The organism is Pseudomonas sp. JL2 (assembly GCF_031570495.1).
Taxonomy (GTDB): Bacteria; Pseudomonadota; Gammaproteobacteria; order Pseudomonadales; family Pseudomonadaceae; genus Aquipseudomonas; species Aquipseudomonas rhizophila.
Genome location: NZ_JAKUDH010000005.1, coordinates 62,674 through 78,111, shown reverse-complemented (window position 1 = coordinate 78,111; position 15,438 = coordinate 62,674). Strand labels below are relative to the sequence as shown.

Sequence of the window (15,438 nt, the reverse complement as noted above, 5' to 3'; positions counted from 1 at the left end):
GCTCATTTACCCGGTAAGTGAAGCGGAAATTCTGGAGTGGGACGTCGGCAAGGCATTACGTCGTTACGACATCGCGATGACTCGCCTTGGCGTGAAAAAGGAGTAGGGCCGGATGGCGGACGATAAATATTCGCTCAAATACGCAGCCTTCAATGAGAGCGGGCTGGCGTTCGGTAATACCAGCCTCACGAGTGGTGTGGCAGCGCAAGGTGCGTTCGCCGGGGATCAGCTGTCGAGCCTCGATCGGGTGCTGGAAAAACTCGGGCTCAAACTCGGGTTGTTGACCACGGCGATTGAGTCGCTGACCGTGAAACTGTCGGCGCAACGATTGTTCTCCCAAACGATGGGCGCCGGCGCCAAGGGTGAGTCAGCCAGTGAGCCTAAGGGTAAGTCGGGTGGCGGTATCGAACCACCGGTGCTGCTCAAACCGGCGATAGCGATGGATTCGGCCATGGCCGATCTGAAAAAGGCCAGCCAATTCGGGCCGCGCCAGATTCAACAGGTGGGTGAGTCAACCCAGCAGATCGCCACCGCACCGCTGGTGGCGGCCGGGGGCACCACGGCGGTTGACGTGGTGAGGATGCAAAGCCTGGCGGCCAGGAAAGGCATCGGTAGCGATGTGCACGATGCCTCGGAGCGACAGTTGGTCCTGTCGAACTTCGCCTCGGATGCTGGCGTCACCGCGGCGGCGTTCGAGATGCCGGCCATGAAGGCCGCCGAAATGCTGGCCGACTGGCGCATCTCCATGAAGCTCAGCGGCGCGCAAGCCTTTGACTTGGCGGATGCCGCCAACCAATTGGGCAAATTACCCAACGGTGCGAAAGCGGCTGAGATTGGCGCGGTCTTGCAGCATGACGGTGCCGCTGCGACGACGGCGGGCCTGGCCCCTGCACAAGCCGCCGCGTTGACGGCGGCATTGCTCAATACCGGTACCCAACAAGCTGAAGCCGGGGTGGCGCTGGATAGTTTCACGACGGCCCTGGGCAAGGGTGACCAGGCCTCCGCCACCGAGCAAACGGCCTGGAAACAGCTGGGTCTGGCGCCCACGGCGGTGGCGAGCGGCTTGCGTGACCAGGACACGGCGTCTGGCACGGTGATGACGGTGCTGGCGGCCTTGAACGCGCAACCGGCCGACAAGCGCTCGGCCCTTGCCGGCACGCTCTTCGGCAATGGCGATGAGGCGGTGCTGCGCATGGCGCAGAAACTGCCTGATGTGAACGCAGCCTTCTTGCAGGTGAAAGACCCAGGCCAATATGCCACGTCGCAATTGGGCAACGACGGCTCGGTGCGGCAGGACGCGTTGGCGCTGTCGAAAACCCAACAAGGCCAGCTGAACATCCTCAACGCCCGTAGCGAGCGTTTGTCGGTGGCTACGGGAAATGCCCTGATGCCTTCGGCGGATACCTCGTCCCAGTGGCTGGGTTCGCTGGCCGATGGCATGAGTGAATTGGCTGAATCCTCACCTAAAGCCACCGCTGCAATTGTGCTTGTTGCCGCAGCGATCAAACCGCTGGTGGGTGTGCTGCTCAAGGCCGTAGTGGATGAAATGTCCAGTCAGGTGGCCAAGCGAGTGCTGGGTAGGGCCGCCCCGCACCTTCCCGGCCGATTGGGTGAGGTGATCTCCGAAGATTTCAGAAATCCTCGTGTGGGCAAGCTGGATACAAGCAATGCCAACCAGCGTCCCGAATCCACGAGAAGGCCACGAGGCTCACAGGGAGGCGCAGGGCGTTTTTCACTCGCGCCAACGGCCTCATTGCGCTCGATGACTCGCGAGGCGCCCGGCCCGTTGAAAGTCGTCGGCGCCGTCGCTGATGTAGCCGAGGGAGTGCTCACCGGCGACAAACGGATGATGGGCGCAGGCCTGGGAGCCGCAGGTGGCGGCTGGGCAGGCGCTGCCGCAGGTTCCGCGGCCGGTGCCGCTTTGGGCAGCGTCGTTCCGGTGATCGGCACTGCCATTGGTGGGCTGATCGGCGGACTGCTGGGCGGTTGGTTGGGGAGCGATGCCGGGGCGTCTCTGGGCGAAAAACTCGTCGCACCCACCGACAGACTCGCCGCTCCAGAGCAGGTCAGCAAAGACCTGACCAGCACCCCGACAACCACTCATCAGAACACCATGACCGCAAACATCTACATCAACGGCCAGGACCAGGCCAGCGCCAGTCAGTTGGCCAACCTGGTTGTGCAACAGCTCTCGGGCCAGTTCGGCCTGACAACCATGCCCAACTCACTCGCCATGCGCAGTGACGCGGCGCTGACTGACGGAGGTACGTGATGCGTCAGCAAATGGCACTGGGCAGTTTCATTTTCGGTCTGTCCAGAAACTTCGCCTACCACTCCTTGGTCCGCACCTCGGATGGCGGTTGGAAAAGCATCGACATCCTCACCAGCAAACCCAAATCCAGTCAGGTCGGTCAAGGGCTGCAAGCGCTGACGATCACCGGCAAGTCGATGTACGCCACTGCCATGGACCGACTCGATGAGCTGCGTGCATTACAGGCCCGACGCGCTCCGGTGCCGTTGGTTGACGGCATCGGCCGCAACTGGGGGCTGTGGCAGATCAACAAGGTGTCGGAAACCCAGACCGAGGTCATTGATGACGGCACCGCGATGGTGGTCGGCTGGGTGATTGAATTGACGGAGTTCGCCAATGCGTAGGGTTCGAAGTATCGCCGGTGATTCGGTGAATCTGTTGCTGTACCGCGAGCTTGAGCGTTGTGACGATGCCGCCGAAGAGGCGCTCTGGCGACTCAATCCGAAGCTGGCCGAGTGGGGGCCGGTATTGCCGGCGGGTGTATGGATTGTCCTGCCGGAAGTGGATCTACAACCCGTCGCACCCACACCGGTTTCGGCCTGGGATTAAGGAGGCAATATGTCACTGGGTTTCACGCCAGCGGTGGAAATCTACGGTGCGAACGCGGCGCTGCTCAACGAACGCTTGCTCAGTTGGACGCACATCGACGCGGCGGGGATTGAGTCCGATCAACTGACGCTCACCATCAGCCTGGAAGGGCTTGAAGGATTGCCCAGCCTGGGCGGGAAAATCGGCCTGCGGGTCGGTTATCTGGAGTCGGGGCTGGTGGATAAAGGCGAGTTCGTCGTGACCCGGCGCACGCCGACGCTGTTTCCCCTGCGCCTGACGCTTGTCGCGACGGCGGCGCCGTTCAGTGCGGCCGATCAGACCGGTTTCAAGCAGCGCCGATCCGTCAGTCATGGCCCGACGACCCTGGGCGCGCTGTTTCGTCAGTTGACCTCCAGACACGGGTTTTCCCCGCGTGTGGCGCCGGACCTGGCGCTGATAAAAATCGAGCACATCGATCAGTCCAACGAAACCGACATGGGTTTTCTGACGCGACTGGCTCACCGTTATGACGCCGTCGCCAAGCCGGTCAACGAGCTGTATGTGCTGGCGCGCCGGGGGCAGGCGAAGTCTTTGTCGGGCAAAGTCCTGCCCGAGACAAAACTGTCGGTGACGACGAATAACCGCCCGGGCGACAACGCCTTTATCTCCGCCGTCCTGGATGACACCGCCCGGGCGAAATACCAGGGCTGCAAGGCCAGTTGGTGGGATGCGGCGGCAGGAAAAATGCGGGTCGAGGAGAGCGGCATCGCGCCGTTCAAGACCCTTCGCCAGCGCTTTCAAAGCGCCAACGATGCTCGCGCCGCCGGTGAAGGCGAGGTACGCCGGATGATGCGCGAAGCACTCAAGGTGGCGATCGAGTGCCCGGGCAATCCAGGTTTGTGTGCCGAAGGCATCGTGCTGTTGGACGCCTCCTGGCCGGACTTCATGCGCGGGCGCTGGTCGATCGACAAAGTCACCGCCAGCGGCGATCGGGAAAAAAGCTATCGCAGCAGGATTGATGCAACCTGCCTGGATGCCAGGGCCTAAACACCACTCCCCTGTGGGAGCGAGCCTGCTCGCGATGAGGCCGTCATAGCCAGCATTGATGTTGCCTGACACACCGCCATCGCGAGCAGGCTCGCTCCCACAGTTCTGACTGCGCCTTCCATACAACTGGAGCACCTCCATGAAGATCACTCCGATCCTCACGCAACTGCGTGGGCAATGTCCGACGCTCGGCAATCGCGTGGCGGCAGGTTTTGACCTCGTCACGTTGCAAGCCGACACGCCGCTGCAAACCCCCTGCGCCTATGTCCTGCCAAGCGCCGACATTGCCAGCAAGAACGCCGCCCAGAACGCCACGCTGCAAGCGGTGCGTGACCGTTTCGACACCGTACTGGTGCTCGACGCCACCGATGCGACAAAAGCGCTGGATCTGTTGCACGACCTGCGCGCCGAACTGTGGCGGGCGCTGGTGGGGTTCAAGCCCGGTGGTGACTACACCGGCATCGAGTACGACGGCAGTGAACTGGTTTCCATCAACAGCAGCCGCGTGTTGTACCGGCTGCACTTTTTCGCCGAGTTCCAGCTGGGCCGCAATCTGGCGAGCCAGCCTGCCGAAAGCTGGCACGAGCGTGAACTGGACGGCTTGTCGTCCTTTACCGGGGCCACCGTGCGGGTCGATGCCATCGACCCGGCGGACCCCAACCTGAAACGTCCCGGCCCTGATGGGCGCGTGGAACTGACCTTCTCTGGAGACGTAACCCCATGAGCAAACGCATCACCGTGCTGCCGGCCCCGGGCCGTGCCGTACCGGACCCGGAAGCGGGCGATCTGTTGCCCCTCGAGGGCCGTGAAGTACCGGACAGCGCCTGGTGGCGTCGACGTCTGGCCGATGGCGATATCACTACCAAAACCGTGAAAGCGGCAAAACCACAGGGAGCCAAATAATGGCGATCGGATTCAGCAACATCCCCGCGGACATTCGTGTTCCGCTGTTCTACGCCGAAATGGACAACTCGGCGGCCAATAGCGCGTCGTCGGCCATGCGCCGTTTGATCGTGGCCCAGGTCAACGACAACGTGGCCCCGGCCGAGGTCGGTAAACTGGTGCTGGTGTCCAGCGTTGCGCTGGCCAAAAACATCGGCGGTCAAGGTTCGATGCTTGCCTCGATGTACGAAACCTGGCGCAAGACCGACCCGCTGGGCGAGATCTGGTGCCTGCCGCTGCACAACGTCGAAGGTGCCATTGCCCAGGGCGTGCTGACCCTGACCGGCGCCGCCACTCAAAGCGGCATGCTCAATCTGTATGTGGGTGGCGTGCGTGTTCAAGCGGCTATCGTCAATGGAGCGACGGCCGCTCAAGCCGCCACTGCGCTGGCCTTGAAGATCAACGCGGCGGCCGATCTGCCGGTGATTGCTGCGGCTGCCGAGGGTGTTGTGACCCTGAGCGCCAAATGGACCGGCGACAGCGGTAACGACATCAGCCTGCAATTCAATCGCCTGGGCAAGAGTAATGGCGAAGACACCCCGGCCGGCCTGACCACCGCCATCACGGCAATGACCGGTGGGGCCGGTGTACCGGACCAGACCGCCGCCGTCGCGGCGCTGGGTGACGAGCCGTTCGAATTCATCGCGATGCCGTGGTCCGATGTGGCAAGTCTCAACACCTGGCAAGCGGTCATGGACGACAGCACTGGTCGCTGGTCCTGGGCCAAGCAGTTGTTCGGCCATGTCTACAGCGCCAAGCGCGGCACCATCGGCACCCTGGTGGCGGCCGGTCAGGCGCGCAACGACCAGCACATGACTATCCAGGCCCTGGAATTGGGTGTGCCGCAACCGTTCTGGGTCCAGGCCGCTGCATTGGCCGCCCGTACTGCGGTGTTCATTTCCGCCGACGCCAGCCGTCCGACCCAGAGCGGCAGTCTGCCAGGCCTGGATCCGGCGCCGGCCAGCGAACGTTTCACCCTGACCGAGCGTCAGTCGCTGCTCAACTACGGTATCGCCACGGCCTACTACGAAGGTGGCTACGTGCGCATCCAGCGTTCGATCACCACCTATCAGAAGAACGCTTTTGGCCAGGCTGACAATTCCTACCTGGACAGCGAAACCATGCACCAGTCGGCGTTCATCGTGCGTCGCCTGCAAAGTGTGATCACCAGCAAATATGGGCGCCACAAACTGGCTGCCGACGGCACCCGTTTCGGCGCCGGCCAGCCCATCGTGACGCCGAGCACCATTCGCGGCGAGTTGATCGCCCAGTACGCCAAGCTGGAGCTGGAAGGCCACGTGGAAAACGCCGAGCTGTTCGCCGAGCACCTGGTTGTCGAGCGTGACAGTCAGGACCCGAGCCGGGTCAATGTGCTGTTCCCGCCGGACTACATCAATGGTTTGCGGGTGTTCGCACTGCTCAACCAGTTCCGTCTGCAATACGACGACGCCGCCTGAAAGTCGCGTTTGAACGTATGAACTGCGCCCACCTCGTGTGGGCTTTTTATTTGAAGGGAGAAACACCATGGGTCAACTGATTGCGGGCACCTGCTACGTCAAAGTGGACGGCGCTCAACTGACCATCAACGGCGGCTGCGAAGCGCCACTGATGTTCACCAAACGCGAAACCGTCGTACCGGGTTTCTATAAGGAAACCGACATTGCCCCGTCCTTCAAGGTGACGGCGCTGCACACCGCGGACTTCCCGCTCAAGCAACTGGTCGCCGGCACCGACATGACCGTCACCTGCGAATTCAACAATGGCAAGGTTTACGTACTGGCCGGCGCCTACCTGGTGGAAGAGCCGGTGTCCAAGGGCGACGACGCCACCATCGAACTGAAATTCGAAGGCATCAAGGGGACCTGGCAATGAGCGATGTCGTGACGCTGCGCGTGGCCATCGAGGCCCACGGCGAGCCGCTGAGCGAACTGACCCTGCGCCGTCCGACGGTGCAGGAGGTCCGGGCGATCAAGGCGCTGCCGTACAAGATCGACAAGAGCGAGGAGGTGAGCCTGGACATGGACGTCGCGGCCAAATACATCGCGGTCTGCGCCGGCATCCCGCCGTCGTCGGTCAACCAGTTGGACCTGGCTGACCTCAACGCATTGAGCTGGGCCGTCGCGAGTTTTTTCATGAGTGCGGCGTCGCAGCCATCGGCGACCTGATCGCAGCCGCCTATGACCTGGCCTGGTTCTGGAAGGTTGACCCCGAACAGATGATGGCCAGGCCACTGGATGTGCTCCGCGAGTCCCTGGAGCACGCGCAACGGATCAATGCGATGCAGCAGGTGCAGTGATGGCAGAGACACAAAAGGTAGAGAAAAAAGCAGTGCTGCTGACCGGCATCGATGAGCTGTCGCCCAAGCTTGCCAGCCTTCGAGCGAAGGTCGCCAGCTTCAAGCAGAACCTCGATGCCACGGGCCTTGGCAGCCTGGATATTTCCGCTCTGCTCCCCGAGGGCGGCCTGGCCAAACCGTTCATGGAGGGGCTCACGTCAGCAGAGGCTTTCAAAGGTGAAGTGGGCGCGGCGAACGCGGCGGCCAGCAGCTTGAAGGCACCTGAAGCGCCGCGTGTGGCGGCACAAAGCCTGGATGGATTGAAGACTTCCATCAGCAATGTGTCGGTGCAGTTCGGTTCGGCCCTGGGGCCGGCGGTCAACGCGGCGGCAGCCAGCTTGCAGCCGATGGTCACGGGTGTGGCCCAGGTGCTGCAGGATAACCCGCAATTGGTGCAGGGCCTGGCGACTGGCGTCGTGGCGTTCAATGCGATTCAAACGGCGGTCAGTGGTGCGAGCCAGGCGCTGGAAGTGGTCAACCTGGCCTTGAAGATGAACCCCATCGGCTTGATTGCCATGGGCATCGCCTTGGCGGCCGGAATGATCATCGCCCATTGGACACCGATTTCGGCGTTCTTCGCCGGGCTCTGGCAGAAGCTAGCGCCGATCGTCTTGCCGATGGTCGAGTTCTTCAAGACGATGTTCGCCTTCACCCCGATGGGGTTGGTGATCAGCAACTGGGGCCCGATCAGCAGTTTTTTCGGCGCGCTCTGGAATGTGATCGTGGCGGCGGCAACGCCAGTCATCGGTTTCATGCAGACGCTGTTCGCCTGGTCACCGTTGGGTTTGATCATCAGCAACTGGGCGCCCCTGACCGGGTTGTTCGCAGCGATCTGGGATCTGCTCAAGGCGTTGACTGTGCCGGTAATGGACGCGCTGAAAGGTCTGTTCGACTGGACGCCGCTGGGGCTGATCATGGCCAACTGGGGCACGATTGGGGAAGTCTTCGCCGGGATCTGGGAAGGCATTCGCAATCAGGTATCGATCATGCTGGCGGTGTTCAGCGGCCTGTTCGACTGGTCACCCATCGAGGGCCTGACCCGACAGTGGGGGCCGGTGGGTGAATGGTTCAGCCAGTGGTGGGACGAACTGCAGGGCGTGATTGCACCGATCAAGGCGTTCTTCAACGGCGGCTTCGGTGAAATTATCACCTCGTTCACCGGCAAGGTCGAAGGGTTGACCGAGGCGCAGCGCCAGACCAATGCCGAAGGCAAGGGCGAGCTGGCGCCGGCGTTTTTTGGTGGGGCCAGTGAGCCGCCAGCGGGCCTGTCTTCCAGTCTTGCGCCGGCGTCCGGCAACCTGCCGATGAAAACCTCATTGACGCCAGGCGCATTGCCGCAAACCTCCAGCGCCCTGGTGCAACAAAGCGCCGCCAACAATCGTACGCAGCTCGAAGGCGGCCTGACCGTGCGCTTCGAAAATGCGCCGGCCGGTTTGCGCGCCGATCCACCACAGACCAATCAACCGGCCCTGGCGGTGAGTTCGCGCATCGGCTATCGCTCACTTTCCACAGGAGGTTCCAATGAGCTGGCGTGATCGTTTGTTGCCGGCGTCGTTTCGTGGTGTCGGGTTCTGGGTCGATCAGGCGAAAACCCCGGTCGGCCACAAGGGCCAGTTGCATGAATATCCCCAGCGTGACCAGCCGTTCTTCGAAGGTCTCGGTCAGCAAGCGAAGATTCATGAGCTGACCGCGTTCATCGTCGGCCCCGATTGCCTGGAGCAGCGCGACAAGTTGCTCAAGGCCCTGGAGCAGGGCAGCGGCGAACTGGTGCATCCGTGGTTGGGGCGCCTGCAGGTCAAGGTCGGTGAATGCGACATGACCCACACCCGCCAGGACGGTGGCCTGGTGACCTTCGCCCTGAAGTTCTACCCCGACCAGCCGCTGCAATTCCCGTCGGCCGCGATCAACAGCCAGAAACTGTTGCTGGTGTCGGCTGACAGTTTCCTGGGTGCGGCGGTGCGGCGCTTCGAAGACGCGATGACGCTGATCAAAGCCGCGCGGATCGGCATCGCTGACCTGCGCAACAGCCTCAAGGATGTCTACGGCGTCATCGAGCAGGAACTCAAACCGTTGATCGAGACTTATCGGCAACTCAGCGATCTGGTCAAGGCGGTGAAGGAGCTGCCCAAGGAAGTGGCGGCCGAGTTCAAAGGGTTGCTGGGGGACATCCGGGAATTGAAGGACTTTGCCCGTGACGGCTATCGCGGCGTGATTGCCAGCGTGTCGCAACAGGTCGAGGCGATTCGCAAGGCGGACGCCCCCAAACTCACCACTGGCAAGGACACCACGGCGGCGGCCCAGGCCGTAGCCGATCTGGTCCAGGACACGCTGCTGGTGCAGGCCGCGCAATGGATTGCGGCGATGCCGGTGGCCGCACCGGCGGTCAAGTTGGGCGCCACCCCATCGGTGGCGCAGCAGGCGGTGCAGCCGGTCCAGCGTCGTGACGTGCCGGTGGCCGACGATGTGCTGGCCCTGCGCGATGCCCTCAACGAGGCCATCTGGCAAGCCTCGCTCAAGGCCGATCCGGATCACTACCAGGCAATGAACAATTTGCGTCAGCAGATGGCCGCGCACCTGACGGCGGTAGCGTCGTCGGGCGTAAGGCTGATCAACCTGTCGTTCAAGCAAAGCCTGCCGGCGTTGGTGGTGGCGTATCAGCAATTTGCCGATGCTACCCGGGTCACCGAAGTGACCCAGCGCAATGGCGTGGCTCACCCTGGTTTCCTGCCGCCCAACGACCTGAAAGTCTCGGGGGAATAAACCATGAACGAGCTCGACAACGCAGTCTCGCTCACCGTCGGCGGGCTGGATTACGGCGGCTGGAAAAGCGTGGAAATCAGTGCGGACCTGGAGCGGCAGTTCCGCACCTTCAAACTCGACATCACTTGGCAATGGCCAGGGCAGACCCAGTCGGTGCCAATTCGTCCTGGGGATGAATGTCAGGTGCGCATCGGTGCCGACCTGGTGCTCAGCGGCTACGTGTTCAAAGCCCCGGTCAGTTATGACGGGCGCCAGATCAGCCTGAGCATCGAGGGTGGTTCCAGGACCCAGGACTTGGTGGACTGCGCGGCGATCAATCGCCCGAGCCAATGGCGCGGGCAAACGGTGCTGAGCATCGTCCAGGCCCTGGCCTCGCAATATGGCGTGGGAGTGATCAGTGAGATCCCTGAAACCGCTCGGTTGAGCGAACACAGCATCGTGCCGGGGGAAACGGTCTTTCAATCCATCGACCGTCTGCTGACGTTGTTCCGGGTGTTTTCCACTGACGATGCCGAAGGCCGCGTGTTGCTGGCCAAACCCGGGAGTGGCGGGCGAGCCAGTGATGTGCTGGAACTGGGGAAAAACATTCTCTCGGGCAATGCACCGATGGACTACAGCCAGGTGTTCTCCGAATACCGGGTCATCGGCCAGCACAAAGGCAGTGATCAGCAGAGCGGGGCGGCGGTGAGCGAAGTTTCCGGCATCGCGACCGACCTGGGCTTCAAGCGCAAGCGGGTCACGGTGATCAGCGAAAGCGCGCAATTGACCTTCGAGCTGGCCCAGCAACGAGCCGATTGGGAAAGCGCTATCCGCACTGGCAAGGCCCTGACCACGACCTACCGCGTGCAGGGCTGGCGTCAGGCCAATGGTGATTTGTGGCGACATAACACGCTGGTGCGAGTGATCGACCCGGTGCTGGGGTTTGACGGCGACATGCTGATCTCCAAAGTGACGTATTCACTCTCCGCCCAAGGCTCCGTCACCACCCTGCAAGTCGCCCCGCCCCATACGTTCGACGCGAACCCGGTGCCGCCCAAAACCTGAGCCCAACGCAAAACTCCTTGTGGGAGCGGGCTTGCTCGCGAAAGCGGTGGGTCAGCTTGCCTCAATGTTGAATGAGCCCGCGCCATCGCGAGCAGGCTCGCTCCCACAGGGGGATCTTTGCCGAATACAAAACTTGATCCACTGGATATCTCTTGTGGGAGCGAGCCTGCTCGCGATGGCGTCGGTACAGCCAACAGAAGTTATGGCCAATAAACACCGCTTTCAAACTTCCGATTCCGAAGGAAACCTCAATGAGCCTACTGACCCGACTCCTGGCGCGCGGCACTGTCGTGCTCGCCAATTCGGCCACCAAGTTGCAATCGCTGCAAATGCGCCTCACCGCCGGTGAAGTGAACGACGATATGGAGCACTTCGAACCCTACGGCTTCACCAGCAACCCGTTGGCGGGTGCCGAGGGCATCGCCACGTTCCTGGGCGGTGACCGTTCCCATGCCGTGGTGCTGGTGGTCGCCGACCGTCGTTTCCGCCTCAAGGCCCTGGCCCCTGGCGAAGTGGCGATCTACACCGATGAAGGCGACAAGATCCACTTCAAGCGCGGTCGGGTCATCGACATCGACACCGCGACCTTGAACATCCGCGCCAGCAGCGCGGTGAATATCGACAGCCCGGTCATCAACCACACCGGCAAGCTCGTTTCCCAGGGCGACCAGATCGCCGGCGGCATCAGCCAGATCAAGCATGTGCACGTCGGCGTGCAGGCCGGCAACGGCCAGACCGGCGTGCCGGCGGGGGGCCAATGATGTTCATCAGCCAGAACCTGCACGCCGCGCTGACCCGCTCGGTGCTGATCAGTCTGTTCACCTGGCGCCGCGCCGCTGACGACGATGCCGTGGATGACGAGCAACGTTTCGGCTGGTGGGGCGACACTTTTCCCACCGTCGCCGACGACCGCATCGGTTCGCGGCTATGGCTGTTGCGCCGGGTCAAGCTGACCCGGCAGACCCAACTTGACGCCGAATTCTATGCCCGCGAAGCCTTGCAATGGCTGATCGACGACGGCCATTGCAGCGCCATCGACATCATCAGCGAACGCCTCGACGCCCAGCGCCTGAATCTGCGCACGGTTTTGACCCTGGCCGACGGCGAGCGCCTGGACATCAACCCCGATAACAGTTGGCAGGTGACCTATGCCGTTTGAAACCCCTTCGCTGCCGGTGCTCATCAAGCGCGCCCAAAGCGACCTGGCCAGCGATTCGCTGCGCCAGTCCGATGCCCAAGTGCTGGCTCGCACCCTGGGTGGCGCCGCCTATGGCCTGTATGGCTACCTGGATTGGATCGCTGAGCAGATCCTGCCAGACAAGGCCGACGAATCCACCCTGGAGCGCATCGCCGCCCTGCGCCTGAACCAGGCGCGCAAAGCGGCCCAGGTGGCCAGCGGCAGTGTCAGTTTCACCGCCACCGCGGGTGCGGTGCTAGATGTCGACACGCTGCTGCAATCCAGCGATGGGCGCACCTACAAAGTGACCAGCGCCCGCACCACCAGCAATGGCCTGAACAGCACCACTGTCGCCGCGTTGGACGCCGGCAGCCTGGGGAATGCCGATGCCGGCCTGGTGTTGACGCCGGTGCAGCCGATCCTTGGGATCGGCAACAGCTTCACCGTGCTCGCGCCCGGGTTGACCGGCGGCCTCGCCCGGGAAAGCCTCGAATCCCTGCGAGCCAGAGTGATCCGCTCCTACCGCATCATTCCCCACGGCGGTTCCGCGCAGGACTATGAAACCTGGGCCCTGGAATGCCCTGGCATCACCCGCGCCTGGTGTCGCGGCAGTTACCTGGGGCCCGGCACCGTTGGCGTGTTCGTCATGCGTGACGACGATCCGCTGCCGATTCCCAACGCCGAACAACTGGAAGAAGTCCGGGCCTATATCGAGCCGCTGCGCCCGGTCACCGCCGAGGTGCATGTGCTGGCGCCAACCCAGGTGCCGGTGACCTACCGGCTGCGCATTACCCCGGACACCAGCACCGTGCGCGCCGCCATCGAAGCGCAACTGCGCGACCTGCATAACCGCGAAGCTGGCCTCGGCGAAACCCTGTTGCTGACCCACATCGCCGAAGCCATCAGCAGCGCCACCGGCGAAACCGACCACAAACTCACCGCACCCATCGCTGACGTGGTCGCTGCCAGCAATCAGTTGCTGACCTTCGGAGGCTGCGTATGGCTGGAATAAGAACCGCCGAGCAGTACCAGGCCCAACTGCGCAGCCTGCTGCCCAGCGGTCCGGCATGGGACCCGGAGCGTGTGCCGGAACTGGAAGAGGTGCTCGAAGGCATCGCCCAGGAACTGGCGCGTCTCGACGCCCGCGCCGCCGACCTGCTCCACGAAATGGACCCGGCGGGTGTGAGTGAGCTGGTGTCGGATTGGGAGCGGGTGATGAACCTGCCCGACCCGTGCCTCGGCGCTACACCGCTGTATGACGATCGCCGGTTGGCGGTGCGTCGGCGATTGTTGGCGGTGGGCAGTCAGGCCATCGCTTATTACGTGGAAATCGCCAAGAGCCAGGGCTACCCCAACGCCACCATCACCGAACTCAAGGCTCCCCGCATGGGCCGCGCCCGCTTCGGCGAAGCGCACTTCGGCACCTGGCAGGCGCAATTCATGTGGACCCTCAACACCGGCGGCCGCCTGCTGCTCGGCCGACGTTTTGGCGCCAGCTATTGGGGGGAGCGTTTCGGCGTCAATCCGGGTTCGGCGCTCGAGTGCCTGATTCATCGTAGTGCGCCGGCGCATACGAAGGTTCACATCAATTATGACTAGGGAGTAGATGAATGGATTATCCGAAGAGTGTGCCCAGCGCCGGGCTGGTGAATGGGAAGTTCGTGGATGAAAACCCGTTGACCGGGACGCCGGGGTCGTTGATTCCGGCGGCCTGGGGGAATGGGGTGACGCAGGAGATTGTGAATGTCATCAAGGCGGGGGATCTGGCGCCAGATGAAACCCAAAACGATCAATTACTCGAAGCGATTCAGTCGGTCGCCGCCAAGGGCTGGAACCAGGATCTCGCGCTTCCGATCGCCGCTTTGTCGCTGCCGACGATTGCAACGGCGGATGCCCGTCTGGCAGTAACGCCTACGGCCGTGTCCACCAGCGGCGGCCGCGTTTCGATTCCGATGGGTGTGTACATCAGCATCGGACAAGACGTGGTGAGTGGACGGTTGGGCCGTTCACGTACCTACGTGACGACGGCGTGGAGCAGCGCCGATCTGTTGCCCAGCGCCAGCTATTTTCTAAGAGCACAGGTCATAGGCGGCGCACTGACATTCTATGTGCAGCGTGGAAGCCTGTATGACCTCCCGCCGGAGTCCTTGAAGGGGACTGTCAACGGCGCGTCCGGCGGTGGGTTTGCGTCGACGCCCCTGGACATCTGCCTGGCCTGGGTGATGACCGGGGCGCCGGGCTCCTTGCCGACGATTCGCACGATCTATAACCGTGCTCAATTGACCTGGACGCAAACTTTAAATGGGACTGGGGTGGTTTATTTGCCGCTCGATCCGCACGCCCGGGCGGCGCGGCTTGTGGCGGGTAATCCTACTCCTCCACCGAATGCAGTGACGTCGCTGACATTCGTTCAGGCTGGGTGGGTCGGGGGCAATTACAGCTACCTGTCACCTGTCTCAGTAACTCCCGGCAACAACGCGATGGGTTGGGCTAATCCCGCAAGTGCGCCAATGGCAATGTGCGTGTTGTTCTCCAATAACGTTGTCAATGATGTAACGGTCGCCACAGTTACAGCCAGTTTTGACCATGCCCAGTCGCGTTCGCTTTGGCAGTCGTACCAGGCCGAGCACACATTGGGCGCCACCAATGCCGATAGCGACGAGTTGCTATTGAGCATGGGGATCAAGGGGCACCAGGCCCTGACGGATTACAGCGTGGGCATCGCCGTCAACTTTACCAACGCAGTCAATGTTCACCTGTCTTGGGAGCTGATCCGATGAAAGTCATTCAAGAGCTGCACCAATACGAAGATGGACTTCGCTCGCCTGCGCCTTCTTCCGCCCATATCTGGGAGGACGGTACGTGGGTGCTTACCGAAGAGAATGCCGCCGAGCAGTTGCGTCAGGAAGCCGAACGCTTGTGCGCCACGGTCGATACCGCTGCCGACAGCGCCCGCCGCACGTTGGCCGGTGATCCCTTGCGTGCCTTGGAATACCAACAAGCCGCCCTGGAGGCGCAGGCCTTCAAGGATCAGGGCTACCCGAAAAAATTGGTTCCGTTGTCCGTTTCTGCGTGGGTCGTCAAAGGGCGCACAGCCAAGCAGGCGGCGGATCAGATTCTCGCCAAGGCCGCCGAATTTGAAGCAAACCTGCTGGCGCTTCGCGAACTGCGTCTCAAGGCCAAGGCACAGATTCGCGCACACATGGCCAAAGGCAAGGCGGATCTTGCCAGCCAAGCCGTTGATGATGTGCTCACGACTATCCGAGCGCTACCTCTTCGCGCTTGAGCCCCATC

The 15,438-nt window shown here is 62.4% G+C and carries 18 protein-coding genes; all 18 read left to right on the top strand.

The genetic code is table 11. The features are described from left to right. The first annotated feature begins 112 nt into the window (after positions 1-112). Positions 113-2,272, top strand: a complete 2,160-nt coding sequence (locus tag MKS85_RS09470) for a phage tail tape measure protein (protein WP_139051037.1) — start codon at positions 113-115, stop codon at positions 2,270-2,272. Next, positions 2,272-2,655: a phage tail protein gene (locus MKS85_RS09465; RefSeq protein WP_076386147.1), complete on the top strand. Its 384-nt coding sequence runs from the start codon at positions 2,272-2,274 to the stop codon at positions 2,653-2,655. The genes MKS85_RS09470 and MKS85_RS09465 overlap by 1 nt, the downstream gene beginning before the upstream one ends. Further along, entirely contained in the window at positions 2,648-2,860 is a 213-nt protein-coding gene (locus MKS85_RS09460) for a tail protein X (protein WP_047230001.1), read from the top strand. The genes MKS85_RS09465 and MKS85_RS09460 overlap by 8 nt, the downstream gene beginning before the upstream one ends. Positions 2,861-2,869: 9 nt before the next feature. Beyond that, positions 2,870-3,886, top strand: coding sequence for a contractile injection system protein, VgrG/Pvc8 family (locus tag MKS85_RS09455; RefSeq protein WP_076386145.1), 1,017 nt, complete (start codon positions 2,870-2,872; stop codon positions 3,884-3,886). Between the two features lie 139 nt (positions 3,887-4,025). Next, entirely contained in the window at positions 4,026-4,610 is a 585-nt protein-coding gene (locus tag MKS85_RS09450) for a hypothetical protein (RefSeq protein ID WP_139051036.1), read from the top strand. Then, on the top strand, positions 4,607-4,789 hold the full coding sequence (locus MKS85_RS09445; protein ID WP_047230004.1) for a DUF2635 domain-containing protein: 183 nt from the start codon (positions 4,607-4,609) through the stop codon (positions 4,787-4,789). Before MKS85_RS09450 ends, MKS85_RS09445 begins: the two co-directional genes overlap by 4 nt. Beyond that, the gene (locus MKS85_RS09440; protein WP_047230005.1) at positions 4,789-6,285 is read left to right on the top strand and encodes a phage tail sheath subtilisin-like domain-containing protein; all 1,497 of its coding nucleotides are present in this window, start codon (positions 4,789-4,791) and stop codon (positions 6,283-6,285) included. The genes MKS85_RS09445 and MKS85_RS09440 overlap by 1 nt, the downstream gene beginning before the upstream one ends. 67 nt (positions 6,286-6,352) lie before the next feature. After that, positions 6,353-6,700: a phage tail tube protein gene (locus tag MKS85_RS09435; RefSeq protein WP_003198314.1), complete on the top strand. Its 348-nt coding sequence runs from the start codon at positions 6,353-6,355 to the stop codon at positions 6,698-6,700. Further along, a complete protein-coding gene (locus MKS85_RS09430; RefSeq protein WP_047230006.1) occupies positions 6,697-6,993 on the top strand; it encodes a phage tail assembly protein in 297 nt (98 codons plus the stop codon). Before MKS85_RS09435 ends, MKS85_RS09430 begins: the two co-directional genes overlap by 4 nt. Positions 6,994-7,123: 130 nt before the next feature. Then, positions 7,124-8,698: a phage tail protein gene (locus tag MKS85_RS09425; RefSeq protein ID WP_139051034.1), complete on the top strand. Its 1,575-nt coding sequence runs from the start codon at positions 7,124-7,126 to the stop codon at positions 8,696-8,698. Further along, positions 8,685-9,923, top strand: a complete 1,239-nt coding sequence (locus MKS85_RS09420) for a DNA circularization protein (RefSeq protein WP_076386137.1) — start codon at positions 8,685-8,687, stop codon at positions 9,921-9,923. The genes MKS85_RS09425 and MKS85_RS09420 overlap by 14 nt, the downstream gene beginning before the upstream one ends. Before the next feature lie 3 nt (positions 9,924-9,926). After that, complete coding sequence (locus tag MKS85_RS09415) at positions 9,927-10,967, top strand: phage baseplate assembly protein (RefSeq protein WP_107321591.1); 1,041 nt, start codon at positions 9,927-9,929, stop codon at positions 10,965-10,967. Between the two features lie 251 nt (positions 10,968-11,218). After that, a complete protein-coding gene (locus tag MKS85_RS09410) occupies positions 11,219-11,728 on the top strand; it encodes a phage baseplate assembly protein V (protein ID WP_076386133.1) in 510 nt (169 codons plus the stop codon). Then, complete coding sequence (locus MKS85_RS09405; RefSeq protein ID WP_047230011.1) at positions 11,728-12,126, top strand: phage GP46 family protein; 399 nt, start codon at positions 11,728-11,730, stop codon at positions 12,124-12,126. Before MKS85_RS09410 ends, MKS85_RS09405 begins: the two co-directional genes overlap by 1 nt. Next, a complete protein-coding gene (locus tag MKS85_RS09400) occupies positions 12,116-13,156 on the top strand; it encodes a baseplate J/gp47 family protein (protein ID WP_139051032.1) in 1,041 nt (346 codons plus the stop codon). The genes MKS85_RS09405 and MKS85_RS09400 overlap by 11 nt, the downstream gene beginning before the upstream one ends. Continuing rightward, positions 13,144-13,743 (top strand): YmfQ family protein, encoded by a 600-nt coding sequence (locus tag MKS85_RS09395; protein ID WP_139051031.1) that lies wholly within the window; start codon positions 13,144-13,146, stop codon positions 13,741-13,743. Before MKS85_RS09400 ends, MKS85_RS09395 begins: the two co-directional genes overlap by 13 nt. A gap of 11 nt (positions 13,744-13,754) precedes the next feature. Continuing rightward, the gene (locus tag MKS85_RS09390; protein ID WP_139051030.1) at positions 13,755-14,924 is read left to right on the top strand and encodes a phage tail protein; all 1,170 of its coding nucleotides are present in this window, start codon (positions 13,755-13,757) and stop codon (positions 14,922-14,924) included. Beyond that, positions 14,921-15,430 carry a phage tail protein gene (locus tag MKS85_RS09385; protein WP_139051029.1) on the top strand — a complete coding sequence of 170 codons (510 nt, stop codon included), beginning with the start codon at positions 14,921-14,923 and terminating at the stop codon, positions 15,428-15,430. The genes MKS85_RS09390 and MKS85_RS09385 overlap by 4 nt, the downstream gene beginning before the upstream one ends. The last annotated feature ends 8 nt before the right edge of the window (positions 15,431-15,438 follow it).